Origin of the sequence: Candidatus Leptofilum sp. (assembly GCF_965223285.1) — a bacterium.
Lineage (GTDB): Bacteria > Chloroflexota > Anaerolineae > Promineifilales > Promineifilaceae > Leptofilum.
In genome coordinates this window covers 2,458,177-2,484,480 of record NZ_OZ244997.1, presented here as the reverse complement: position 1 = coordinate 2,484,480, position 26,304 = coordinate 2,458,177, and the positions used below count along the sequence as shown (strand labels likewise).

19 protein-coding genes, 1 tRNA gene and 1 pseudogene are annotated in these 26,304 nt (G+C 53.1%); 10 read left to right on the top strand and 11 right to left on the bottom strand.

What is annotated here, in order from left to right:
* Positions 1–91 precede the first annotated feature (91 nt).
* The 4 genes from ACOQPU_RS11340 to ACOQPU_RS11325 form a co-directional block, all read right to left on the bottom strand.
* Positions 92–178 (bottom strand) — tRNA-Ser (locus ACOQPU_RS11340).
* Positions 179–235: 57 nt separating this feature from the next.
* On the bottom strand, positions 236–736 hold the full coding sequence (gene tadA / locus ACOQPU_RS11335; RefSeq protein ID WP_420645219.1) for a tRNA adenosine(34) deaminase TadA: 501 nt from the start codon (positions 734–736) through the stop codon (positions 236–238).
* A 43-nt stretch (positions 737–779) separates the two neighbouring features.
* The gene (locus ACOQPU_RS11330; RefSeq protein ID WP_420645218.1) at positions 780–1,112 is read right to left on the bottom strand and encodes a helix-turn-helix domain-containing protein; all 333 of its coding nucleotides are present in this window, start codon (positions 1,110–1,112) and stop codon (positions 780–782) included.
* Entirely contained in the window at positions 1,096–1,347 is a 252-nt protein-coding gene (locus tag ACOQPU_RS11325) for a type II toxin-antitoxin system RelE family toxin (protein WP_420645217.1), read from the bottom strand. Before ACOQPU_RS11325 ends, ACOQPU_RS11330 begins: the two co-directional genes overlap by 17 nt.
* A gap of 260 nt (positions 1,348–1,607) precedes the next feature.
* Between ACOQPU_RS11325 and ACOQPU_RS11320 the strand changes: the two genes are divergently transcribed.
* The 6 genes from ACOQPU_RS11320 to ACOQPU_RS11295 all read left to right on the top strand — a co-directional run bounded on the left by ACOQPU_RS11320 (position 1,608) and on the right by ACOQPU_RS11295 (position 13,701).
* Positions 1,608–7,715 (top strand): Ig-like domain-containing protein, encoded by a 6,108-nt coding sequence (locus ACOQPU_RS11320; protein WP_420645216.1) that lies wholly within the window; start codon positions 1,608–1,610, stop codon positions 7,713–7,715.
* A 226-nt stretch (positions 7,716–7,941) separates the two neighbouring features.
* A complete protein-coding gene (locus ACOQPU_RS11315; RefSeq protein WP_420645215.1) occupies positions 7,942–9,363 on the top strand; it encodes an alpha/beta fold hydrolase in 1,422 nt (473 codons plus the stop codon).
* A 368-nt stretch (positions 9,364–9,731) separates the two neighbouring features.
* Complete coding sequence (locus ACOQPU_RS11310; protein ID WP_420645214.1) at positions 9,732–10,154, top strand: CBS domain-containing protein; 423 nt, start codon at positions 9,732–9,734, stop codon at positions 10,152–10,154.
* Between the two features lie 147 nt (positions 10,155–10,301).
* Positions 10,302–11,396: a tyrosine-protein phosphatase gene (locus ACOQPU_RS11305; protein WP_420645213.1), complete on the top strand. Its 1,095-nt coding sequence runs from the start codon at positions 10,302–10,304 to the stop codon at positions 11,394–11,396.
* 54 nt (positions 11,397–11,450) lie between these two features.
* Positions 11,451–12,815, top strand: a complete 1,365-nt coding sequence (locus tag ACOQPU_RS11300) for a CUAEP/CCAEP-tail radical SAM (seleno)protein (protein ID WP_420645212.1) — start codon at positions 11,451–11,453, stop codon at positions 12,813–12,815.
* 151 nt (positions 12,816–12,966) lie between these two features.
* Positions 12,967–13,701 (top strand): transposase, encoded by a 735-nt coding sequence (locus ACOQPU_RS11295; protein WP_420645211.1) that lies wholly within the window; start codon positions 12,967–12,969, stop codon positions 13,699–13,701.
* Here ACOQPU_RS11295 and ACOQPU_RS11290 read toward each other — a convergent pair.
* From ACOQPU_RS11290 to queG, 7 genes and pseudogenes are all read right to left on the bottom strand, one after another.
* Positions 13,684–15,726: pseudogene (locus tag ACOQPU_RS11290) on the bottom strand (S9 family peptidase). The gene ACOQPU_RS11295 and the pseudogene ACOQPU_RS11290 overlap by 18 nt on opposite strands.
* Before the next feature lie 71 nt (positions 15,727–15,797).
* Positions 15,798–16,646, bottom strand: a complete 849-nt coding sequence (rfbD, locus tag ACOQPU_RS11285) for a dTDP-4-dehydrorhamnose reductase (protein ID WP_420645210.1) — start codon at positions 16,644–16,646, stop codon at positions 15,798–15,800.
* A 25-nt stretch (positions 16,647–16,671) separates the two neighbouring features.
* Positions 16,672–18,519: a hypothetical protein gene (locus tag ACOQPU_RS11280; protein ID WP_420645209.1), complete on the bottom strand. Its 1,848-nt coding sequence runs from the start codon at positions 18,517–18,519 to the stop codon at positions 16,672–16,674.
* 162 nt (positions 18,520–18,681) lie between these two features.
* The gene (locus ACOQPU_RS11275; RefSeq protein ID WP_420645208.1) at positions 18,682–19,542 is read right to left on the bottom strand and encodes a bifunctional transcriptional activator/DNA repair enzyme AdaA; all 861 of its coding nucleotides are present in this window, start codon (positions 19,540–19,542) and stop codon (positions 18,682–18,684) included.
* A gap of 107 nt (positions 19,543–19,649) precedes the next feature.
* Entirely contained in the window at positions 19,650–19,904 is a 255-nt protein-coding gene (locus ACOQPU_RS11270) for an AbrB/MazE/SpoVT family DNA-binding domain-containing protein (protein WP_420645207.1), read from the bottom strand.
* Between the two features lie 17 nt (positions 19,905–19,921).
* Positions 19,922–20,560, bottom strand: a complete 639-nt coding sequence (locus ACOQPU_RS11265; protein WP_420645206.1) for a hypothetical protein — start codon at positions 20,558–20,560, stop codon at positions 19,922–19,924.
* 74 nt (positions 20,561–20,634) lie between these two features.
* On the bottom strand, positions 20,635–21,942 hold the full coding sequence (gene queG / locus ACOQPU_RS11260; protein ID WP_420645205.1) for a tRNA epoxyqueuosine(34) reductase QueG: 1,308 nt from the start codon (positions 21,940–21,942) through the stop codon (positions 20,635–20,637).
* Positions 21,943–22,077: 135 nt separating this feature from the next.
* Between queG and ACOQPU_RS11255 the strand changes: the two genes are divergently transcribed.
* Genes ACOQPU_RS11255 through ACOQPU_RS11240 form a run of 4 tightly spaced genes read left to right on the top strand, consistent with a single transcriptional unit; the run spans position 22,078 to position 26,274 of the window.
* A complete protein-coding gene (locus ACOQPU_RS11255) occupies positions 22,078–22,425 on the top strand; it encodes an STAS domain-containing protein (protein ID WP_420645204.1) in 348 nt (115 codons plus the stop codon).
* 56 nt (positions 22,426–22,481) lie between these two features.
* Complete coding sequence (locus tag ACOQPU_RS11250; protein ID WP_420645203.1) at positions 22,482–22,925, top strand: ATP-binding protein; 444 nt, start codon at positions 22,482–22,484, stop codon at positions 22,923–22,925.
* Positions 22,922–23,266, top strand: coding sequence for an STAS domain-containing protein (locus ACOQPU_RS11245; protein WP_420645202.1), 345 nt, complete (start codon positions 22,922–22,924; stop codon positions 23,264–23,266). Before ACOQPU_RS11250 ends, ACOQPU_RS11245 begins: the two co-directional genes overlap by 4 nt.
* A gap of 11 nt (positions 23,267–23,277) precedes the next feature.
* The gene (locus tag ACOQPU_RS11240; protein WP_420645201.1) at positions 23,278–26,274 is read left to right on the top strand and encodes a SpoIIE family protein phosphatase; all 2,997 of its coding nucleotides are present in this window, start codon (positions 23,278–23,280) and stop codon (positions 26,272–26,274) included.
* Positions 26,275–26,304: the final 30 nt, after the last annotated feature.

Here is a 26,304-nt window from a genome sequence, read left to right as displayed (position 1 = left end):
GGGATGGTAACACGGCCGTTTCTGCCCAACTGTAAGCAAACACCCAAAAGAAAAAGGACACCCATTTGGATGTCCTTCTGTTAAAAAAAGGCGGAGAGGGTGGGATTCGAACCCACGGTGACCGCAAGGCCACAGTGCTTTTCGAGAGCACCCCAATCGTCCACTCTGGCACCTCTCCGTTTTCAGTTGTCAGTCGTCGGTATTCAGTAATCAGTTCGCATTACTGAATACTGGGCTACTGATTACTGGCTCTTAACATTTGAAAGAACTGTTGTAGTAGTTCTGCTGCTTCATTTGCCAAAACGCCGCTGGTGATGCTGACGCGGTGGTTGAACTCAGTTTCATCCAGCACGTTGACGATGGAGCCGTGCGCGCCAAAGCGGGTGTCTTTGGCACCGTACACTAGCCTTGGCAGTCTGGCCTGAATCATGGCCCCCGCGCACATTGGGCAAGGTTCCAGCGTGCAGTAGAGTGTCACGTTCAGGAGTCGCCAATTTTGCACAGCAACGGCCGTTTCCTTCAGAGCAATCATCTCAGCGTGGGCGGTGGGGTCCTGGTCACTTTCTTTGCGATTAAAGCCTTGGCCCACGATACGGCCGTCTAGCACTGCCACGGCACCCACGGGCACCTCGCCCAGGGTAGCAGCTTGTTCCGCCAATTCCAGTGCCACCCGCATCCAACGCTCGTCTTCAACAACTTGCGCTTCGTCTGGATTGATAATGTGCAAATCGTTCACAACGCCAGAATTATAGCAAATCCACTCTTGCCAAGCGAACAAACTAAACAGCAAGTTGTTCTGGTGCAATACCCAAAGCCCTGGCAATTTTGTTTATGGTCGTTCGGCGCAAATTTGCCTTTGGCTTTTCCATTTGCGAATAGGCAGATTGCGAAATACCTGCCTTTTGCGCCACATCTTTCTGCGATAGGCTAAGATACTCCCGCCAGGCGCGAATGAGGCTCATCTCTTCCAAAATGTGCTTTTCAACTACAGCCTGAGGGATAGTCGTAGCATCTTCGTGTTCAACCAGCGATAAATATTCATCATAAGGAACCAATACAAATAATGGCTTGCCATCTTTTTCAATAATTTGGTGATTAATAGGTGCGATCATCTCGTTTTTTCACCTCTTCAATTTCAATAATTTTCATACCGTCTTCAACTTCAAATAAAACACGGTATGAACCTACCCGCAGTCGGTAACCTGGGCGATTGGTTAATGCTTTAACATTTTGGCAATCAGGCCAGTTTTCCAATTCGCGAACGGACACAACAATTCGTTTTTGATGCTGTTGTTGAATGCGCTTTAACTGTTTCAGAGCTTTACGTGTCCACTCAATTGAATACATAGCGTTAGTATTATAAGTTAAATATAAGTTTTAGCGCAATACATAAACCACTGCTTGCCTCAATAGACTTGTTGGTAAACCAAAGACTTGTTGGTAAACCAATGGTTCAAAATAGGGTGAATATTGTTCAGAGAAATGAGCTGTATGTTATGATTGTCTAGTGGAAAACTATTAAGATTTCAAGCTGTGAAGGAACAATTCCCTGAATTAGATCGTTACAGCTTTAAGCCTTACTAATGTATTGGAGATAAAAACACGCTATGCGTAAAAACCGACTAATTTCTATATTTGTGATTGTCCTGTTGATTTTGGTGGCCTGCCGTGAGGAGGAACCGCTGCCTACGGCCGTTCCCACCGTCACCCTTCCCACACCCATCCCAACTGCCACGCCCATTGCTACCGATTCTGGGACGGAAACGGCCGTTGCGCCCCCAGCCCCCGTCCAAATCGATCCAGATGAAATTGATTGGGCACCGCAGGTGATTTACAGTAGCCCCGCACCGGGCGAAGAGGTGTTGCTCAACGGTGCGATTACCATCCGCTTTGACCAGCCGATGGACCAGCGAGCCGTTGAAGCGGCTTTTAGCGTGACGCCCACGGATGACAATCAGAAGGTAAACGGCAACTTCTCCTGGCCGCGCCCAGACACGATGGTGTTCACGCCTCAGGCGGATTATCAACGCCGTCAGACCTACCGGGTAGAAATTAGCGAAACGGCCGCTTCCGCCAATGGCCTCACCCTGGAAGTGCCGCTGGAACTTACGCTGCAAACAGTCGGCACTTTGGAAATCAGCCAAATCATTCCCGCCGACGGCAGTGCAGGGGTGCAGACGGATGGCGCGATTACGGTGTTGTTCAACCGACCCGTCGTGCCGCTGGTAAGCAGTGGGCAGCAGGCTGACTTGCCCCAGCCGCTCACGATTGATCCGCCGGTGAGTGGCGTAGGGGAGTGGACCTCCACCAGCATCTACCGCTTTGTACCAGATGCGCCGCTGGCCGGAGCGACAACATATCGCCTAGCCATTGACGATTCGCTAACCGATGTAGTTGGCGTGAGCCTCGTCACTCCGTTTGCTAGCCAATTCACCACGCTCAGCCCGGAAATTGTAAGCATTCAGCCATTCAGCACCGCCAATCTGGTGCCAACGGCTCCTATCACCGTCACCTTCAACATGCCCATGGACCGTGCGGCCACGGAAGCGGCCGTTTCCCTCACCGGCTTTGAGGCACCTGCGGCAGATATGGCTTACGAGTGGCTGGAGGATGACCGCGTGTTGCAGCTAACGCCGCAGCAAATTTTGGCGTTAGACGCCACTTATCAGCTACAAATCAACAATTCTGCGCGCGCTGCCAACGGTGCCGCTAGTTTAGATGGCTCTGAAACTGTAACGTACCAAACAGTGCCGCTGCCCGGCATTGTGCGCACCGTGCCTGCCGCTGGCGGTTTGGCAGAGCGATTCCAGCGGGGCGTGACCATTCAGTTTGCTTCGCCAATGGATTGGGAGACGGTTGAAGGCAACATCCGCATCGATCCCGAGCCGACCAGCATGCGCACCTTCATCAATCAGTTCAGCAATGAGATTACACTGGATTTCAATCTGGAACTGAACACAACCTACACCATCATCGTGCCGGGCTTTGTGGCCGACCCGTATGGCAATACGCTGGGTGAACCGGTCACTTTCCGCTTTACCACGCCGGGGCGGGTGCCGATTGCCTCGCTGGGCTTGCCACCACAGCTCAGCCAGTTCAGCACCAGCTTTGCTACCACGGTAGATGTGATTCATGTGAATGTGTCCCGGCTGGATGTGGCCTTGTATGATGTGGGGCTGCCGCTCAATTTGCTCAATCGGCCGTATGATGTCACCGATTATCGCCCTGCGGCCGTTCCAATTAACAGTTGGTCGCTGCCCCAAACCAGCGAACGAGATGCCGTCAATACGCTCAGCATTCCGCTGGCTGGGGAGGGAGGTGGCACGCTAACTCCCGGCGTCTATTTCCTTACGGTGGATGCCCCGGAAACGGGCGACGACGTGCAGTTTTGGCAAAATCAGCGCAACTTGCTGGTGGTGGCCGATACAAACATTGTGGTGAAGGAGATGTTTGGCGCAGTTCACGTTTGGGTGACTAATTTGCGTACCGGACTGCCTGCGGCCAACCAATCGCTGACGCTGTACAGCGAGCAAGGGGTCTCTTTGGGCACGGCCGTTTCCGACCAAAACGGTTTCGCCCAATTCAGCTACAGTCCCAGCAATGATTTTCTGGAGGGCGTAACGGTGGTCAGCGGTCAGCCGGGGCAAGAGGGCTTTGGCATTGGCAGCAGTATTTGGGACGATGGCATTCGCCCCTGGGAGCTTGATGTTCCAGCCACAAGTGGTAAAGAAGTAGACACCATTGCCTACATTTACACGGACCGTCCTATCTACCGACCAGGAGATACGATTTATTTTAAGGGCATCGTGCGGAATACAAATTACGGCCGTTACATTCCCACCGATCTTACCACCCTTGATCTGCGCTTGGCTGACTTTTTTCGCGGCGGCGATACGGCGCAACAGCCAATTGTAGTCACCATCGGCCCCGACGGCAGCTTTAGTGGCGAATATCAGTTGGCAGAAGATGTCTCATTGGGCACGTACCAGCTGTTTGCTCAGAATCCCCAGGTTGATGCGTTTCGTCTGTTTACCGTTGCCGAGTATCGCGCTCCTGAGTTTCAGGTGGCACTAACCCCCGAACAGCCAGAGCAATTGCGTGGCGAGAGCGTCACAATTGCTCTGGAGGCCAGCTACTTTTTTGGCGGGCCAGCCACCGACTTGTCGGTAGAGTGGACAGTATACGAGCGGGCTTATCAGCTAGCGTATGAAGGTGGGCCATACTTCAGTTTTGGCGACAGCGGACGCTTTTTCTATGAAGACCTCGGCTTGTTTGGCGGATTTGGTGGCCCTGGCGGGTTAGGGAATTTTGTTTTGAATGGCAGCGGCCAGACGGATGAAAACGGCCGTCTCCAACTCACCCTGCCCGCTAGTTTATTGCAAGATGCCGAAGCAGGCAGCCGCATTGTTACTGTCGAAGCCACCATCTTCGATATTTCTGAATTTCCGGTTACCAGCCGCACTTCAGTTACCCTCCATGCGGGTGAAATTTACGTAGGCATTCAGCCAGACGATTTTATTGGTCGCGCTGGCACGGAATCGGACGTGAATTTGCAGACGATTGGTTGGGATGGAACGGCTGTACCTAACCAGGAAGTTGAAGTTGTCTTTTACCGTCGGGAATGGGTTTCCACCCGCGCCCAGGACTTTGGCACTTATTACACGCGCTGGGAACCGGTAGACACCGAAGTGGCCCGTACCCGCGTGAGTACCGATGGATTGGGTGAAGCGGCTGCCAGCTTTACCCCGGAAGAGGGCGGTACCTACGTCGCCGTAGCCACCGTCACAGATGACGGCGGGCGAGCGCAGTTTAGCAGCACCACCATTTGGGTTGCTGATAGTGGCCGCATTGGTTGGCAAATCGATCCGCGTGACAAGACAATGACCCTCACACCCGATGCCGCCGATTATGCTCCCGGCGACACGGCGCAGGTGCTCATCCAGTCGCCATTTAGCCAGCCAGTGCAGGCGTGGCTCACCATTGAGCGGGGGCAGCTGCTGGAGCAGCGGCTCATCACCGTAGATGGCAGCAGCGACGTGCTGGAAATTCCCATCTCGCCAGAGATGGCACCCAATGCGTTTGTAACGGTTACGGCCGTCAAGGGCGTTACTGATGGCGGCAATCCGTATCCCGAAATGCGGTTGGGTATTGCGGAACTGCCTGTCTCTGTGGAGCAGCAAACGCTTAATATTAACCTGACCCCGCAGCAAGAGACGTTCGGGCCGGGAGAAACGGCCGTCTACACTATCATCGTCACGGATCACCAGGGCAACCCCGTCCAGTCCGATCTGTCGCTGGCGTTGGTAGATTTGGCCGTACTTTCACTCAAAGAGGACAACGCGCCGAACATTGTAGACGCTTTTTACGCCACACAGCCGTACCGCAGTCGCATGGGGTCTGGACTCACTTTCTCTGGGGAAGGGTATCCGGTTGAAGTGCCAATTGAGCAGCTTGGCCTGGGCGGCGGTGGCGGTGGCGACGTGGCTCTGGAAACAACAGTCGCGCGTCTCAACGAGGAAGATGAGGATGACGGCGTGCGCCAGGACTTCCCCGACACAGCCTTCTGGCAGGCCAATCTAACAACCGATGCCAATGGCGAAGCAACGGTTGAGATTCCGCTGCCCGATAGCCTGACCACCTGGCGACTCAGCAGCAAGGCGGTCACGCCAGAGACGCTCGTCGGCCAAAACTCGGTTGACATTATCACCACAATGCCGTTGCTGGTGCGCCCCGTCACGCCGCGCTTTTTCACCGCTGGCGACGTGGTAGAGCTGGGGGCGGTAGTGAACAATAACACCGGAGATGCGCTGGAAACGGCCGTTACCCTCCAAGCCACTGGCGTTACCCTCAATAGCCCGGAAACGCAAACCGTCACTGTGCCTGCCAACGGCCAAATGCTCGTTCGCTGGCCCGTCACCGTGCAAAATGTGGCTGGCGTTGACCTCACCTTCCGTGTGGAAGGCGGCGGCTACAGCGACGCGACCAAGCCAGCCATTAGCGATGGTAGTGAAATCCCAGTTTACCGCTACACTGGAGATGATATTGTGGCTACGGCAGGGCAGCTTAACGCTGCCGGGAACCGCGTTGAGGCGATTTTGCTGCCGCCGGGCGTCGATCCTGCCCAGGGCGAGGTAGCAATCAGCCTTAGCCCGTCGCTGGCAGCAGCGTTGGTGGATAGCATTGAGCTGAATAACGAAGAACCGTACTCGTCATTCTGCGCCTACGCCATCACTGACCGCCTGTTGCCAAATGTGGCCTTGCTGGGTCTTGCTCAGCGAGTTGAGGGGGCGGGGTTAAGTGAAACGGCCGTCACTGAGTCAGAACAAATTGTGCAAACGAGTATTAGCCAGCTAGAAGCGTTGGTGCTGTCCGATGGCGGTTGGGGCTGGTGCAGCAGCGTAGAAAGCGATCCGTGGCTGACTGGTTACGCGCTCTTTGGCTTAGCCAAAGCCCGTGAATTAGGGTACTCGGTAAAGACAAATGTGTTGGAAAACGGGGCCAATTATTTGGTGCGGCAGCTTGAATTGCCCTCACCGCAGCTCACCTCGTTTAAGGTGAACCGACAGGCATTCTTCCTGTACGTGCTGGCGCAGCTAAACCCGAATGTGGCCGCGGATTTAGATCGATTGGTGGAAGAGAATCGGGCCTTGCTAGACCCGTACGCCCGCGCCTTGGTTGTGTTAGCGTACGCCCATTTGGATTTGGCCGATAGCCAAATGGCAATGTTGCTGACTGATCTAAGTGACAGTGCCATCATCAGCGCGACAGGTACCCATTGGGAAGATGCCAGCCGCGACGTGCGTAACCTGAACAGCGATGTGCGCGGCACAGCCATCGTGCTGCAAGCAGTAGCCGCGCAAGAGCCAGACAATGCGCTGCTGCCAGGAGCGGTGCGCTGGTTGATGAGTGCCCGTACGGCAAGCGGACACGGTGCGCCGCTTTGGGCTACCTCGCATGAAACGGCATGGACGATCTTCTCACTGACGGAGTGGCTGGTTGCCAGTGGTGAGTTGGATGCCAACTACGATTACAGTTTAGACGTGAATTTGCAGTCGGTGACGGACGGCCGTTTCACCACCAACAGTGTCACAGACAGCCGAATCCTGTCGCTGCCGCTAGATGATTTGCTGCTGGAAGAGGCCAACTTTTTTAACTTTGGGCGTGGGGCTGGGGACGGCCGTCTCTATTACACGATGCACCTGGAAAGCAGCATCGACATGAACTTTGTGCAGCCCATTAACCGGGGCGTCTCCGTGGAGCGCGTTTACTACGATGCCGCTTGCGACCCGGAAACTGAAACGTGTGAACCAATTACCCAAATTGAAGCGGGGCAGCAGGTGCGCGTCGTGCTTACCGTCATCGCTGAAAACGATTTGGTGTACGCCCGCATCGAGGACCCCATCCCTGCTGGAACCGAGGCACTCGATCCGGGACTGAATATTAACTCACCAACGCAGGGTGGGCAGGTGGATCGTGTGGATGAAGCGTATCGTTACGGCTATTGGGGTTGGTGGTATTTCAACCGGATTGAATACCGGGACGAGCAAGTTGTCTTTTTGGCCAATTTCCTGCCCGCTGGCACGTATCAGTATAGCTACTTCCTGCAAGCCACCATTCCTGGCGAATATCAAGTCCGGCCTACCTTTGCCCATGAGACGTTCTTTCCTGAAGTGAACGGCCGTTCGGCTGGACTCATCTTCACTATTACTCCGTAATCGGTAATCAGTTTGCCAATTACCGACATACTGAAAAACAGGTGATGATCAGCTTGAAAACTGATCACCACCTGTTTTGTTAATTTTTTAACATTCCCCCCTTTTTCACGTTGCCTTAACCTCCTATTGCTATCTATTGATTAAGATAGCAAGGTGAAGAAATTTCGTTAGAAGTAATCATTAGTATGAATAAGTAAAGGTAACGGCCGTAGACAAGGTGACGTGAATGGAACCGTACACAGAAGGCACATTTTCCGTTGGTAATCAGGAAATTCATTACGTAGAAGCAGGCAAAAAAGGGCGACAAATCGCCCTGCTCATCCATGGCTGGTCCAGTTCCTGGTATGCCACCTCCCCTCTGCTGGGTCAATTAGCCCAACGATTCCACGTCATTGCCATTGATCTGCCCGGCTACGGTCAATCCCCTCCATTAGAAGAAACAACAACGATTCCTGGCTATGCGGAACTGCTGGCTAAGCTCATTGGCCAAATTAGCGACGGCCCTGTGGTGTTGGTGGGTCACTCAATGGGTGGCATGATTAGTCTGACGTTGGCCTTGGCGCATCCTGTATTGGTAGAACGCATGGTGCTACTGAGTCCCACGATAAGCGGCCGTTTATCCACAGCCATCAACCTCTTCATTAGTCCCATTACCATGATGGAACGATTTGGCCTGGGCAGCCTGGTCGTTACTTCTACCGAACGCGCTTTTGTGGGGCTAACGGATCGGCTGATGCGCCCTGTTTCCTTTGCCGAACGCACCGGCATTACCGAGGCAGATTATGAGCGGCTGCGCATGGATGCGCGGCGTCCGGGACAGGGGCGTGTTCGGGCAGAATGTTACCGAGCGATGCTAGAAAATGATTTAAGCGGCCGTTTGAGCCAAATCGAAACGCCATCTTTGGTGATTTGGGGTGCTGAAGACAACACTGTGCCGCTGCGGGATGCTGGCGTGGTAGACGATGAGTGGCCCGCCGCTGACCTGCGTATTTTGCCCAAGGCAGGCCACTGGCCCCAATTTGAAGCACCGGACACAACCCGCCGCATGGTGGCCGCCTTTTTGGGATTGCCCCTGCACAGCAGTGCTCTCTTCAAACCAGTTGAAGAGGATGAGCTGGCCCAGATTAACGAAATTGCTCAATTTTTAGTCAACTCCGATGTTGGTTCTGACTTGACATTGCCACAGCGTACGCGATTGGCAGCCCAATGCCAGGTGCGCGTTTTTGAGCCAGGCGATGTCATTGCCGAAGCAGCCACCATCAGTGACGAACTGTTCATCATCCAAAAAGGGTACGTGGAAGTGTGGAAAGACCCGGACAGCAATTCTGACAATCACAACCATGAAAAAATCGAGCATGTGGCCAATTTGCGTGCCGGGCAAATTACGGGGGAATTGGCAATGCTAGACCGCGGCACGCGCAGTGCTGACCTCATTGCTGGCGGCGAGGGAGCTACGTTGCTGGCCCTCAGCCGGGAGCGACTACGGGCTTTAGTGGAGGATGATTCGGAACTGGGCGCGCGGTTCTTGTGGAATATGTCTATGGCAATGTCTACGCGAGTGCGCTTTGTGTTATGGCAGCTAAATCAGGAACGCAAGGGCGTGGCGGAGCAGGACGCTGCTTTTGGACGGTTGCCCAGCAGACGGTGATGAGCCTCCATACAGACCCCAGCTAGACTCAGATTTTCAGTGCTGGCTTTCATCAGAAAGTCAGCATTTTTGTTTGGTGGGGCACGGCCGTAAGTCACATTTTCCTTACCTGAACATCACCTCATATCTATGACATTTGCCACCGGATATTTTGCCCGAAAACCAGTACACTGTTAGCTAAGTTTGAGGTCTTATTTGGCGACCCTGATTTCCGAGACCATGCCCCACATCCACATAAGATACTGTAAAGCGGGATCGTTCCTGAGAATGAGTGGGGTCGTTTCTCCCGCTTCTACTCAAGTGATCGGTCAAGAGCTAGCTGTTTATCTCAACAACTTTAGCCGATTACACATCTTCTGGAGAACATTATGTTAACCACCTCTGATCTAATGACAATCGATCCGGAAACCGTGACGCAAGACACACCGCTGCGCACGATTGTCACCACCATGAACCAAGCCAATATTCGTCAGGTACTGGTAATTGATGGTAAGAAGTTAGTGGGTATTGTGACCGATCGCGATATTCGCCTTGCCGTGAATTCACCCCTAACCAGTGAAGAACCCTTAGAACGGCTGGAATTGCTGAACGACTATAAGGCCGCAGACTGCATGACAGTCAACCCACGCACGGTATCACCAGACACACCCATCCACAAAGTTGCCCAGCTACTCAGCGTGTACAAATTCGGGGCGTTGCCCGTTGTAGAAAATGATGAGCTTGTTGGCATTATTACTATAACTGATTTATTAAACCAGATGGCCTTATTGCCGGAACCAAAATCTGACTAATTGCTGATCTAAACTTGTTTCTGTTTGTTCTTCAATGGGCACCGGACGCCGCGAGGCGTCTGGTGCTTTTTGTTTGCTTGTGAGCGTTTGCTTAGCACCTGCAATTTTTACGCTGTTCAATCACCCCTTCCTCTTTACAATGGACGTATGCCTTTTCTGAATCTATTTACGTCTTCTGCCAGCGCACAGCCCAAAGACCCTGAGGCATTTATTTTGCCACTGGCTGAACCAGTTACTGTGACCCGCACTCAGGACAATTTTTTGCATCTTGCCTGGCAAGAGTCGGCTGCGCGAACCATCATCTATGTCGGTACCAATCCAGATAATTTGGATGAGATGGCGCAGGTGTTGTCTGTCTGTGAAGCGCGTGAGGCGATGGTGGCGGGGCTGAACACGGCCGTTCGTCACTACTTCCGCCTAGAATTCAAGGGTGGGGCGTGGGACGGCCGTTCGCTGCTGGTGGCCGAGCGCATTTTGCCGCTGGAAAAAGGGGTGAACCTTCGGGATGTGGGTGGTTATTTTACGCATGATGGCCAGATGGTGCGTTGGGGCAAGCTGTATCGTTCCGGCAGTATCTCCCGGCTCACAAAGGCAGATTTGGCCTACCTGCAACGGCTGGGCATTCGGTTGGTAAGCGATTTGCGCTCGCTGGAGGAGCGGGCAAAGCACCCTGACCGGTTGCCAGAGGTGCCGGGCTTGGTGGAACGGCCGTTGCCCATGCAAAGCGTCGATCGCTGGGAGCGGTTGCGCGGAGCCTTCACCATCTTTTTTCGCCGTGGCAAGCTGGATGAATATCTGCTGAATGGCTACACGCGCGTCGTGTTAGATGGCAATGCCCATCATATTGGGGAGATTTTCCAGCGGCTGGCAGACCCCGATCAACTACCCGCGCTCATTCACTGCACCGCGGGCAAAGATCGCACCGGGCTGGTTGTGGCCTTGCTGTTGCTCACCCTGGGCGTGCCGGAAGAAACCGTGCTGGCCGATTACACCCTAAGCAATCAATTCTACAACCATTTTCGCAACGGCATCGCCGCTGAGTTCAAGCAGATAGCTCCTTGGGGAATCGCCGTGGACGATTTGCAAGATTTACTGCTGGTAAAGGCCAAAACGCTGCAAAGTGCCCTGGCCCATTTGCGCCAAAAGTATGGCTCGGTGGATGCCTATCTGCGCAACTGTGCAGGCGTTTCAGACGAAACCGTTGCGCGACTACACCAAAACTGGCTTGTAGACATAACGTAATTGATAATTGGATGATCAATTACCCAATTGCCTAATTCCCGTTAAAATCCCCCCATGTTTCGAGTCACCCTCATTTCCACCTATGATTTAGGTCACCAACCTTTTGGCCTGGCGTCGCCAGCGGCCTGGTTGGAAGCTGCCGGGGCGGCGGTGAGTTGTGTGGATGTGTCGGTACGGCCGTTCCAACCCCACACCGTGCAAACTGCCAACCTGATTGCCTTTTACCTGCCGATGCACACCGCCACCCGGCTGGCTGTCCCTCTGATCCAGCGAGTGCAGCGCATAAACCAGCAAGCGCATGTATGCGCCTATGGTTTGTACGCGCCCGTAAATGAAGATTATTTACGCGAGTTGGGGGTGCAAACCATCTTGGGAGGCGAATTTGAACAAGGGCTGGTTGATTTGATGATTGCCCTGCGCGACGGACAGCCCCTTCCCGGTTTGCCCTCGGTTTCATTGGCCAGGCAGCAATTTGTACGGCCGTCTCGCACCGCCTTATCCCCACTTACCAGTTACGCTCATCTGTCCACTCCCAACGGCAAGCGCGTCATCGGCTACACAGAAGCGTCGCGGGGCTGCAAGCATCTGTGTCGTCATTGCCCCATTGTGCCGGTTTATAACGGCCGTTTTCGCATCATCCAGCCAGAAGTGGTGCTGGCCGACGTGCGCCAGCAGGTGGCCGCCGGAGCGCAGCACATCACCTTTGGCGACCCCGACTTTTTGAACGGCCCCGGCCACGCCCTGCCGTTGGTGCAAGCCCTCCATGCTGAATTCCCCAACCTTACCTACGACGTCACCATCAAGATTGAGCATCTGCAAAAGCACACCGACGCCTTGCCCGTGCTGCGCGATACGGGCTGTGCCTTTGTGGTCAGCGCGGTGGAAGCGGTAGATGATGAGATTTTGGCCATTTTGGATAAAGGGCATAGCCGGGAAGACTTTATTCAGGTGGCCCGGCAAATGCGGCAAATTGGCCTGCCGCTTACCCCCACCTTTGTCACCTTCACGCCGTGGACGACGGTGCAGGGGTATCTTGATTTGCTGGCACTGCTGGCAGAGTTGGAGCTGGTGGAGGCCATTAGCCCCATCCAGTATGCCATCCGGCTACTCATTCCGGCCGAGTCACGGCTGCTGGAGCTGGACGATGTGCAAAATTTGGTCGCTCCGTTCGACCCCACCGCGTTGGTTTACCCCTGGCAGCACCCCGACCCGGCGGTGGACGCGCTGTATGAGATGGTGTTTAAGCTGGTGAAGGCCAGCCAGAGTGCAGGTGAACCACGCCGAACGCTGTTCAATCGCATCTGGCAGGCAGCCTTGGCCCTGCTGCCGGAGGCGGAGCAGGCAAGCTGGGCGGCACGGCAGCCCGTCCTCACCCACCTGGCCCGGGCGGTGCCAACCCTTAGCGAAGATTGGTACTGATGAGCGGAGCCTTTTGCGGAGCAGTTTGCTTCAGACCTGGTGTAATTTGATCGCAAATGAGCGAGGCGATTGGAGAGTTTGTTGTGCCAAGGTTCATGGATTGGTTGCCAGCCGTCTCGCCCCAACCCAAAATGTTCGGTAACATGGATATATGTCGCGCCAATATGATCCCAATAAACATCATCGTCATTCTATTCGCCTGAAAGGGTGGGATTACAGTAGCGTAGGTTTGTATTTTGTCACGATTTGCACCCATAACCGCCAAAACCTGTTCGACGATCCTCGTTTGCGTGAGATTGCGACGAACGCCTGGAACCACATCCCCGAGCAAGCACATGCCAAACACGTGGTTTTGGATGAAGCAATTTTCATGGAAGATCATCTGCATGGCATCATTGGATTGACGACGCCGGAGGATGCTCCACGCGATTTCACCACCTTGCAGCCCGGTTCGGTGGGGGCGATTGTGGGGAATTACAAAATGCTGGTTGCCAAGCGGGTGAAGGCGATGTTGAAGATGGGCGGCACCGATTTCAAGGTGTGGCAGCGCGGCTATTACGAACGCATCATCCGCAACGAGCGGGAATTAAACGCCATTCGCAGCTACATCCAAGAAAACCCCATCCGCCACGCCGAAAAACGTGACGATCTGGACAAATTATTCACCAAAATGAACCACATCAACACCGAACAACACCGGTGGGGGCGAGGCAGGTGGTCACGATCTCCCAAAATTCGCCACCAGAACCTCCCCACCTGCCTCGCCCATTTAACATGGCAAACCATCTGGTCATTGCTGCATTTGGGCGAGGCGGTTGGAGGGGGTGTTTTGGCAAAATTCGCGGGTTGGTTGCCAACCGCCTCGCCCCTACCGGGCGTTTTCTAAAATGAAGGCATAATCGAAGGCGATGTCGCGGAGGTAGTCGTAACGGCCGCTTGAGGCAAAGTGGCCCGCGCCCATGTGGGTTTTGAGCAGGAGCAGGTTGTCGTCGGTTTTGAGGGCGCGGAGCTTGGCCGTCCATTTGGCGGGTTCCTAATATTGCACGCGCGGGTCGTTGAGTCCGGCGGTGATGAGGATGTGGGGGTACGCCTGGGCCGTCGTGTTGTCGTAGGGGGAGTAGGAAACCATGTAGGTGTAGTAGGCTTCCTCTTTGGGGTTGCCCCACTCCTCAAATTCACCCACGGTAAGCGGAATTGATTCGTCTAGCATGGTGGAGACGACATCGACGAAGGGGACGCCCGCCACGACGACTTTGAACAGTTCGGGCACCATCACCGTGACCGCCCCCATGAGCAAGCCGCCTGCGGAACGGCCGTTCACCGCCAACTTCTCGCTACTTGTATATTTCTCACCAATCAGGTGCCGTCCACACGCTATAAAATCGGTGAACGTGTTCTTTTTGTGCAGCCATTTGCCCTGGTCGTACCAATGCCGCCCCATCTCCTTGCCACCACGAATGTGGGCGATGGCGTAGACAAAGCCGCGATCAATCAGGCTGAGCCGCTTCTGGTCGAAGCTGGGGGACATGCTGGCTCCGTAGGAGCCGTAGCCGTAGAGCAGGCAGGGATTACGGCCGTCGCGCTCCAGTCCTTTGCGGTAAACCAGCGAAATCGGCACTTTCGTGCCGTCCGGCGCGGTGGCGAAGGTGCGTTCCGCTTGGTAATTGGCCGGGTCGTAGCCGCCGAGGACGGGGATTTGCTTGATTTTGTGCCATTCCAGCGTGTTCATATCTAGCTCCACGGTGGTGTCGGCGGTGGTGAGCGAGGTGTAGACAAAACGCACTCTGTCGGTGACAAATTCGGGATTGTCGCTGCCCTGAACGGCGTAGACCGGTTCGGGGAACTGCACGGGTTGGCGGCTGTCGCTGTTGAAGTTGTGGATATCGAGGGTGTGGAGGCCGTTGAAACGGCCGTAAACGACCAAATGATCCGCAAACACATCTACATTTTCCAGCAATTTGTCCGGGTTGTGGGGGATGAAGGTTTGCCAGTTTTCGGGAGATGGGTTGGCAACGGCCGTAATCATCAGCTTGTTGTTCGGCGCATCCTCATTCGACAAGACGAAAAATTCACCCTGTCTGTGATTAAGGAAGTAACGCCAGCCCTGTTTGCGAGGTGCCAGCAGCGTTAGCTCGCCGTCGGGCGTGTCCGCATTCAGGAAATGTTGCTCGGTTGTTTCCATACTGGAGGACGTGATGACCAGGTAGGCATCGTCTCGCGTTTTGTGCAGGTAGACGTTGAACAGCTCGTCCGGCTCGTGGTACACCTCCACATCCTCGCTGGCCTCTGTGCCCAGCGTGTGGCGGAAGATTTTGTGGCTGCGCCAGACGTCATTTTGCTTGTTGTAAAAGAGCGTCTGGTTGTCATTGGCCCATTCCACCGAGTAGAGGGTGTCTGGCACGGCGTCGGCCAGCATTTCGCCCGTGGTCAAATCTTTCACGACAAGGGTGTACCGCTCGCCGCCGCTGGTGTCGGTGGAGTAAGCGAGTAGCTGCTGGTTGGGGCTGATAGCAAAGACGCCCAGCCGGAAGTAGCTGCTTTCGGCGGCCAGCATGTTTTCATCGAGCAAAATCTCTTCAGGCGCGTCCAGCGAGCCGTGCTTGCGGCAGTGGATTTTGTACTGTTGGCCCGCCTCGGTGCGACTGTAGTAGTAAAAGTCGCCTTTTTTCACTGGGGCGGTGCTGTCGGTTTCCTGGATACGGCCAACCATTTCTGCATACAGTTCTTCTTGCAGCGGCTTGGTGTGGGCCATCATCGCTTCAGTGTATCGATTTTCGGCATCCAGGTAGGCGATCACTTCGGGATTTTCCCGCTCGCGCAGCCAAAAGTAGTTATCAACGCGGGTGTGTCCATGTAAAGTCAGTTCTTTTGGTTTGATGGCGGCGATGGGGGGGGAGGGATTTGTGCTCATTTGCTAACCTTTTGCAGCGGTGCCTCGTTTGTAAGGGCGACTCGCGAGTCGCCCCTACGTGATTTTTCGCGCTAAGATTGATTTTTTACGTGCGTTTGAATGTAATCAGCCAATGCTTCTTGCCATGGCCGTAACTCAATGCCGATTGCTTTGCCGGCAATGTTGTGGAGGGTGCCAAAGATTGGGGGTGTGGACGGCCGCTTAAATTCCTTGCCTAAAATGGGGGTGTTTACCACATCGGTTAGCCCCGCCAGCCGCAAAATCTCATTGGCAAACTCCCAGCGGGAACAGCTACCGTAATTTACAAAATGGTAAATGCCGTACATTTTCGTTTCAATCAGCTTGCCGATGGCTTGGGCATGGTCTTTGGCGTAGGTGGGGTTGCCGATTTCGTCGGTGACGACGCGGATCTGCCCGGTGCTGCGGGCGCGATCCAGGATAGCGTGGATGAAGTTACGGCCGTGTGGCGCATACAGCCAGGCGGGCCGCACGATGTAGAATTTGGACAGGATGTTTTTGACGTGAACTTCGGCGGCGGCTTTGGAACGGCCGTATGGATTTACAGCACTCAGTGGCATCCATTCCTCATACCCGGCGGGATTGTCCCCGGCAAACACCTCATTCGTGCTGATGTGCAGCATCGTGGCGCCAAATTCTCGGCAGGCAAGTGCCATATTTTGCGTACCGAGGCCATTTACTCTGTAGGCCAATGCCGGGTCTTTGGCGCAGCCATCCACGTTGGTGTAGGCGGCGCAGTGAATGATGAGGTCGGGCTTGCTGTCGGAAACGGACGAATACAACGCTTCCTTGTCTGTTATGTCAACCTCTGGCAAATCAACGGAGAACAGTTCATGTTGGGTGAGTTCCGTTTGCAGTGCGGTTCCCAACTGCCCCGCGCCGCCGGTAATTAGAATTCGCATGGCGGAATTATAGCTAACTTTTGCTTTAGCGCGTTGCTATTGGCAAAAAGATAGCATGACACGCCGTTGGGCTGCACATGATTTGGTAGGCTTGGCGCAGCATCTCATTTTGCCACATTGCTTTGTATAATGGATTGTTTCTTCCCGTCAAATAGCTGCCCCAGCCCAATGTTTGCAATCCAAGATTCCAGGAACCGCGCAGCGAGTTCCACTCAATTTGAGAACAGGTAGGTTCGTCGATAAACATGAAGCTTTCTACATTGCTCAGCGGCGAGAAAAGGTGTTCATCTTCCAACCACTTCCAGGCAGCAATTGCCTGTTCAGGCACGAGCGGCGCAGCCATGCCGATATAATGGGGGGTAATGACAGGATGCCCCATTGCCGCAGTGCCATCATCTGGCGAAATGACGCCGCCAATACCAAATGGAATGTAGATAGCGCCGGGTGACACGATGGACGGGTCGGGAACTTCGGCAGCACTAAGGCCAAAAAGTCCTGGCGGTGCGTAACAGTCATTGTTTTCATAATAGGTTGTTTGACTATAAACGGCCGTAAACCGGTAGTCGTGCCAATTCATATCCCAGCGGTCCCGGTAAGGTGCGGGAACAAAAAGCCAGGCAATCTCATCGATAAAGCCGCTGCCGTTGTGCGTTGGTGGCCTGGTTTCAACGGCCGTTACATTACCTGTAGCTGCTGCATATCCATAATTGGCCAGCCAAGTCTCGCCACCGAAGTCATTCCACACATTATTTTTTTGCGTCACGCAATTCGTTTCAAAGCCATGACTAATTTGGCCATTGTCAGATAGCACATCGGTCCAGAGGATGCTGTTTAGTGCATTTTCAGATTTGGTGATGCCTGCATTGAGTTGCAGTGCCTGATTGGCCTCAATGAGGGCAATTTGGGCAATAATCGTATCGACACTAGACCATTCCGTATCGGGAGAAATCACACCGTTTTTGGTGAAATGGGGCCATAAGCCAGAGCAATCGTCTAAACCTGTTAAACCATCCGTTATTTTGGTGACGATGTCGCTGGCATCAGGCTCAGAAACCATGCCCAAATATTCGGCCTGCACAGTGGCTGCAGCTAGAAGCCCGGAGGCCGAAACATTGTCAAAGTCCCCTTCAGGGAAGTTGGCGCGATCCCGCACAATGCCGCTATCTACATCTAAATTGCTTAGCAACATTGCGTAACTCCACAAAAAGGCTCGTTCCGGGAGTGGTAAATTTGGCAACGAAATGTCCATTTCAACCCGGTCAACCACCACGAAATCGCCAATGTTGCCCTTTACTAGCCAGTTTAGATTGTGAACGTTGCCATCTGGTAGATTACCAAAAGCAATGGTTTGGTTTCCGCCACTGAGTGCAATTTCATCATCCCAAACTTTGGTGCCATCTTCTTGCAACTCAACAGCCAACGTGCCCTGTCCATCTATAATATGCAGACGAATGGCGGTGGCTTCGCCTTGATAGCTGGCATCAATTTGTGATGGGAAAACGGCCGTTAAATCCAGCGGAATTTCCTCGTTGAGCACGTGGTTCAGCCCTGTCCACACGCCAACCCAGCCTTCAATGCCATCAAGCTGCGTAACGGTGGCGGTCACACTGGTACTGCCCCAAACAACTGTCCCTAGGCCAAACTCGCCACGGTCGCTGCCGATGCGACTGTAATACCAAAAGGGATCTCCCATGATAGGTTGAGCAGAGAAATCATCAATGATGACCGTGGTGGTTATATTGCCCTGAGTGGTTTGGGGAACGGCCGTTTCTGCAACAACCAGATCGGAAGCAAGGAATTGGATGAGTGAAAGAACAATAGCAAGTGCCAGGAAAGGGGAAGCCAGAACTGTAAAAAAGCGACGCGGGGACATGAAAAACCTCCTCAAACTAAACAAACGTCAAGGAACACGAACTGCTTAGATTATAATTCAGAATCAGCCCTGTAGCTATCTGAATTGATCGTTTTCAGAGGTTTTGCGGTTGAGGGGCGTCTTTGCGCTTATTGTCTTATTGCTGAATCAATGTTTCGTCATTCAGTTGGTTTGAGTCGTGTGAAAACGCGTTGCTTCCCAGCCCAAAATCGCTTTCTTGCGGCTACTGCCCCAGCGGTAGTGGCCCAGGCCGCCCGCTCGCCGGATGACGCGATGGCAGGGGATGAGATAGCCAATCGGGTTGTTGCTTGTGGCGGTACCCACGGCACGGGATGCTTTGGGGTTGCCAATCATGTGAGCAACGCTGCCGTAGGAAACGGCCGTTCCCGCCGGAATCTTCAGCAAGGCACGCCACACTTGAATTTGGAAGTTGGTGCCTTTGAGATAAAGGGGGAGCGACGGCCGTTCGCCTGCCTCGCTCAAGTTAAAAATGGGATTGAGAAACGGCCGTGCTGCTGCGCCATCTGCCACAAATCGGGCTTGTGGCCAGCTTACTTTTAGCTCCGCCAGCGTTGCTGCCCGGTCACCATCCATTACAAACTGAAGGCCACAGATGCCGCGCTCAGTGAGGGCAATGAGACATTCGCCAAACGGTGAATCGTGGAAACCATACTGAATCGTTAATCCCGCACCCTTTTGCTTAAATTCGCCAGGGGTGATCGCTTCGTGGGTGACAAACAGGTCGTGCAGACGACTTGGGCTAGAGAGGCCGGCCTCAAAAGTGGTGTCCAAAATGGATTGCGAGGCTACCAACAGCTTTTTGGCGTGCTGGATAGTGAGGAATTGCAAAAAGCGTTTGGGGCTGGTGCCCGCCCAGCGGCTAAACAGGCGTTGAAAGTGATATTCGCTTAACCCCACGTGTGTGGCGATTTCAGCTAACGATGGTTGATCCTGAAAATTTTGTTCAAGGTAGTGGATAGCGGCTTCGATACGGCCGTAATCTTCTGAGTGTTCAGCAAACATGGATGATCCTCCATAAATTAATCCGCAGATTACACAGATTAACGCAGATTTTTGTTAAGCGTTTTCATTGTAAGCTGGTTAGGGATGGCTCTCCACCCATTTCTTGCTCAGTTGTTGGAACGGCTCCACTGGTTTCGTTCTTCGGTTAAGTATTTCTGAGGATCGATGTTTTGCCACACATCTTTATGGAGCCCAGCCAGATAATTGACAATGTTTTTGGGCTTGGCTTGCAAAATCAGGAGTTTGCCTTGAGTGTCGAGCAACAGTTCATCACCTGGCTTCAAGCTAAGCTGTTGGCAGATTTCTTGGGGCAATGAAATTTGATAATGGTTGTCTAACTTGATAATGTTTGAATTTTCCATAGCAAATTCGCAAAGTTCTACTTTTTCAAAAACTGCAAATATCCTATTGTTGTTAAACTAACCGCAGGCATTAAAAAGCATGTTAGAAATGCCTCGTTGCTAAAACTCAGGGAGAAAATTAGCAAACAGCTAAACAGTATCCAAATAGCAGTTTTACTGGCCATAAGGGAACGATATGAAATAACAACCAAACTATAAAAGACGGCAATAGCAACCAATAAAGCAATAATACTTTGAAAATTGAGCGGTGTTTCAGCAAGATAAAATGAGTAGACGACTGAAATCCAGGAAGTGAAAATAATAGCAAGTGCTAGGATTGAACGTTGATTTCTCCCCAACTTTTTCTTAATTTCTCTCCATTCATTTGGCTGGCTAGAAACTACAGAGCGTCTGGTTGTTGTAGTTGTTGGTGTTGGAACCTTGGAATTAAACTTGAATCTGTTCCAAGGAACGTTTGGCCGCTCTTCAAATAGAGAATTTATCAGCTTGTAAGTTTCATCCCTTCTTTGGAATACTAAAATAAGCTCCCTGATTTTTGCGATTTTCCCACGACCAGGTAAAGAGTCATAATCAACACCCAAGTCAAAACATAGTGTTCGAAGGTCTTCTTCACTAAAAAAATCGTCTATTAACTTAATGAATTGTTTTGAACGCATCTTGCTTTCTTCTTAAAGAGAAATATTTTATCGGCAAATTGTTATCCTAACCACTGATGTTTGTTAGCATATCCTTACTGTAGCTCTTGCAAAACGGCCGTATTCTCCTCCACATCTCGCAATTCAGCCAACGCCCCCAGCGCGACCTCGCCACCAATTTGTTGCAACGCCCAAACTGCGTGGCCACGAATGATCGGTTCTGGGTCGGTGAGGAGATTGATGAGAGCAGGCACGGCCGTTTCTGACCCCCAATTGCCCGCTGCCACACACGCATTTCGCACCAGCCGGGTGCGCTTGATGCGTTTGATCGGGCTGCGGGCAAAGCGTTCGGCAAAGCTGGCGTCGCCCAGAGTGAGAAGTTCTAGTAGCGGCGGGGCGACGGTGTTCCAGAGGGGAGATTGGAGATTAGAGATTGGAGATTGGGAACCGTCAAAATCTCCAATCTCCGATTTCCAATCTCCTTGTGGGTAAAAAGCAATCTCCTTTGTTGGCGCACTAAAGCGATTAAATGGACAAGCCACTTGGCAAATGTCGCAGCCGTAGACCCAATTGTGCATAAACGGCCGTAACTCTCGCGGAATCCACCCTTTTAGCTCAATGGTCAAGTATGAAATGCAGCGACGAGCATCCAGCACGTACGGTTCCGGGAAGGCGTCGGTAGGGCAGGCGTCCAGGCAGCGGCGGCAGCTGCCGCAGGTGGGCATTTGGGAGATTGGAGATTGGAGATTGGAGGTTGATTCAGTCCCCAATCTCCAATCTCTAATCTCCAGCGTGGTCAATATTTCGCCCAAAAAGAAAAACGAGCCTCGCTTTGGCGCAATGAGCATCGTGTTTTTACCCGTGAAGCCCAGACCAGCAGCGGCTGCATGGTCCCGCTCTAAAACTGCGCCAGTGTCTACATAGACTTTGGTGGCAACGTCACTGCCAGATTTTTGCGTTTTTAGCCAAGCGGCCAGCTCTTCCAGTCGAGGTGTCATCACGTCATGGTAATCTGCCTGCCAAGCGTAGTTGGAGATGCGTCCCCTGCTGGGGTCGTTGGCAATGGCTGGTGGAACCGGCACCGTGCTGTACTCTAGCCCCACGCAAATAATTGTCTGCACGTTGGGTAAGATAACATTGAGGTCCTGCCGCCGCGCCAGCCGATCCGGGCGAGCGAGGTAGCCCATCTGTCCGTGCATTTCCGCTTCAATCCAGCGGAGGTAAGCGTTAAGATTGGGGCTGGGAACGGCCGTTACCACGCCCACCATGTTAAACCCCAACGCCTTCGCTTTCTGTTCTAAATTCTCAAGTAAGCCAGCCATTCCCCAATCGTAAATCGCCAAACAATAATCGTCAATTGCCATGTGTAAAAGCGGGAAAGGTTTCGAAATAAGTAAAGTCATTTCTCCCGCTTCTACTGGGCAAACCACAGAGAAATCGTCCTTCGATTTACAAAATATTTTCTGTGGTTTGCCTAATCCATAAATGCGCTATAATTTTCTTAGGATTTTACCGACTTGATGTAGGAGGAAAAAGGCATGAGCGATGCAGCAATGAATTTCAGTGTAGAATCAATGAAGCGGGTTGAATTGGTTACCGTCTCTGGCCGAATAGATAGCAGTAATGCCGCAGAGTTTGAAGGTGGTTTGAAACAGCTGACAGGCACAGGCCGTAGCAACTTGGTGCTGAATCTGGCTGGCGTGACTTACATGAGCAGTGCAGGGTTGCGGACATTGGTTTCTACCCTGAAGGAGTGTAAGCGCGGTGGCGGCGATGTGCGTTTGGCAGCTCCTTCAGAGCGTGTGTCTGAGGTGCTCTCTTTGGCTGGCTTAGATTCTTTGTTCAAAGTTTTTGAGGACGACACAGCGGCAGTAGGCAGCTTTTAAGGTTTTGTAGAGACGTTACACCGCAACGTCTCTACCATTATCCATCTTTCCCTCACATGGCTGATAAACACGTCCAAACTTTTCCCGGACGTTACGAAGAAATCCAAAAAATTTGCCAATTTGTGGCGGCAGGTGCCGCTGCGGCTGGCTTGGATGCCAATGCCATTTTTCACATTGAGCTAGCCTGCGACGAGGCGTGTACCAATGTGATCGAACATGCCTATGGTGGCGAAGACCAGGGCGAGATTGAGGTAAGTTGGCAACTGAAGGCCGATTCATTCATTATCACAATTCACGATAACGGCCGTTCCTTTGATCCCGATGCTGTTCCCAAACCGACTTTGCCTGAACTGTCTGAAGACGCACCCGCCCCCGATATTGACCAGGTAAAGGTAGGTGGCTTGGGCATTCATTTTATGGAGCAGTTGATGGATGATGTGACTTTCTCATTTGATGAAGCAAGAGGCAACACGCTGAAGTTGGTGAAGAAGACCAAATGAACATCTGGCAAGAAACAGTAGCAGAGAATATCTGGTTGGTTGGGGTGAACGGCCGTCTCGACCAAACCCTGAACCCAGAGCTGGAACAGCAGCTAACCACCTTGCTAAACGACGGTAACAGCCGGTTGATTGTCGATCTGAGCCAGGCCAGCTACATCAACAGCGGTGGCTTGCGCACGCTGGTAACGGGTTGGCGCAAAGCCCGCCAGCAAGATGGTAATTTGGTGCTGTGCGGGTTGAACGGCCGTTTGCAAGAAATCTTCGGCATGGTGGGGTTCGATCAGCTATTCCAAATCTTCCCCGACCGACATGCTGCTCAGGAAAGCCTGGGAGCAAGATAACAACCATTTCAATGGCACACCTCACCAATATGGCAGCACTTTTTGGGCAAAGCACAGACGGTCTTTCATGGCCGTCTATTTCATTTGCGCTGCTTGTTGGTGCCTTGGCACTTTCTGCCTACATTTTGTTGCGGCGGTATCGCTCACGCCAGCTACTCATTCAGCGCATCACTGAATTGGAAGCACTCAGTGACGCTGGCCGCGCCCTGGTTGCTGCTCAGCTAGACGTAGACGCGCTGGCCGAACTGATCGCCAACGAGGCCGGTCAGGTCATCGACAACCGTACCTTTCAGGTGGGGCTGTTTGAGGATACCGATTACCATATTTTGTATTGGACCATTCGCGGCGTACGGCAAGAAATCCCCCGGACCTTCGATCTGAGTGAAGATGGAGGCATCATTAGCTGGGTACGTACCTCCAAACATCCGTTGCTGGTGCGCGATTTTCAACGTGAAATAGACAATCTGCCAGCAAAACCGCGCTACATTAGTACCTCACCACCTCGCTCTGCCATTTTTATCCCCATGGTCAGCGGCAATGACACCATTGGCATTGTGGCTGCCCAAAGCGGCCAACCCAGCCGCTTTACGGAAGAGGATTTGCGTCGCCTGACAATTTTGGCCAATCAGGCGGCGGCGGCCATTGCCCACGCCCAGCTGTTTGCGCAGGAACGCCGCCGTGCGGCCCACTTGGAACTGGTAGGGCAAATCGGACTAGAAATTAGCAAGGTGCAAAATCAGGAAGAGATTTTTGACCAAGTAGTGAAGCTCACGCAAGAAACGTTTGATTTTCACCTGGTCTCTATTTTTGGCATCGATCCGCTGACGGGCGAGATTGTGATCCAGGCCAGCAGCGGCTTGGAGCTGTTCAGCCAAGATTGGCGTATCCAGCCGGGGCGTGGTTTGATTGGCACGGCCGTTTCCACCCAGCAAACGATCATCAGCAACAATACTACTGAAGATGAACTCTTCATCGCCAAAGACAATCCATTAGAAAACAGCACCCGCTCTGAGATGGCATTGCCGCTCATTGTGGATGGCGAGGTGGTGGGTGTGCTGGATGTGCAAAGCCCCAAAGCAGGCGTCCTCACCCGCATTGAGAAGATGACGCTAGAAGCACTGGCTTCCGAGATTGCAATCTCCATTAGCAAGCTGCGCCAGCTAGCCCGGCAGCGCGAGCAGGCGTGGCTGACCACCGCCCAACTGCAAGTGGCGGAAGCCGTCAGCCGCAGCACCGACTTGGAAGAAATTCTCACGGCCGTAAACCGCCTCACCACTATGCTGGTGGGGGTGCCGTTTTGCGTGATTTTGCTGTGGGATGAAGAAACGGCCGTTTACCGAGGCAGCTACAATATTGGGTTCACAACAGACGGGGCTGCACTCATTCAGGAACAGCGTCTAAAAATTGGCGATTGGCCCGCGCTAGACGCTGTACACGTAGGGCAAGAACGCATCGCCACCCAAAAAGTACCCGCCTGGCTGCACAATTTAGAAGACAACTTGCCACCACCACAAAAGCTCCTGCTTTTGCCTGTCAACACGCTCAATAACTTGATGGGCGTGATGGTGGTAAGCAATGATGTACCTGCTCTTGAGCAAGCCGATGTGCTGCAAACGCCAGGGCGGCGTGAAGAGTTGCTAGACAGCATTAGCCATCAGCTTGCCCGTGGCCTGGAAAATTGGCATCTGCGCAACGCCCAGCAGGAAGAAGCGTGGGTCAATACTGCTCTCTTTCAGGTGGCGGCCACCGTCAACAGCCTCATCGACTTAAATGAAATTCTAGACACAATCGCCCGCCTGGTACCTATGTTGGTCGGGGTTGAATCGTGCATTATTCTCATTTGGGATGAGGAACGCCAGCAATTTTCCCCGGGTCCCAGTTTTGGCATCAACCAAATGGGGCGCGGTTTACTGGAGACGTTGGCACTGGATCAGCAAGAGTTTGACGACATTACGCCTAAGCTGGCCGATTCGCTCTCGCCTACCGGCACTTATTACGTTATCCAACTGCCCCCTTGGTTGGAAAAGGTGCTGGGCACAGAGCAAGCCTTTGGCTTTCCGCTGAATGCGCGCGGGCAGCTAGTAGGGGCAATGGTGATTGGTTCTTTGATGGAAAACGGCCGTTCCCTTTCCAGCCGCCGTCTCAACATTCTTACCGGGATTGCCCATCAGGCAGCAACGGCCGTTGTGAACCATCACCTCTACCAGGAAGCCGCCGAGCGCAATCGACTAGAGCGCGAGCTGGACGTCGCCCGTGGCATTCAGGCCAGCCTTATCCCCCACGGCAACCCTGATATTCCTGGCCTTAGGGTTGCCAGCTACTGGCAAGCTGCCCGCCAGGTAAGCGGCGACTTTTACGACTTTATCCCCCTGCGCGATGGCAGCTGGGGCATTGTTGTAGCCGATGTGGCCGACAAGGGCATTCCGGCAGCCTTGTTCATGGCGTTGTGCCGCACCATTATGCGCGCAGTGGCTATCAGCCGTGGTGATCCTGCTGAAGCGTTGCGCCGCGCCAACGAGATTATTGATCAGGACACCCAATCCGATTTGTTTGTGACTATTTTTTATGCCATTTGGCAGCCAGAATCAGGGCAAATTTACTACGCTAACGGTGGCCATAATCCCCCCCTGCTGCTGCGGCGTGACGGGAGCCGCACCTTGCTAACGGATCACGGCATGGCTTTGGGCGTGCTGCCAGATGTCGATTTTGAAACTTACACGACACCATTTTTGCCTGGAGACACCCTGTTGCTTTATACAGATGGTGTTACAGAAGCGATGAACGAAGATTTGGATGAATTTGGCTTGCAGCGACTGGAACACGCCGCCGCTGCCAAGCAGCATCGAGATGCCAGCCAAATTGCCCACAACATTACCCACGCTATTCAGCATCATGCGGGAGGTACACCGCAATTTGATGACATTACGCTGGTTGTGGTAAAACGAGATGAGGTGAGTGAGGCACCAGAAAAAGTGCGGCGGCGCAATAAGCGCAGATCATCAGCATGAATTTGTAAAAACCAGTTACAGAAAAGAGAA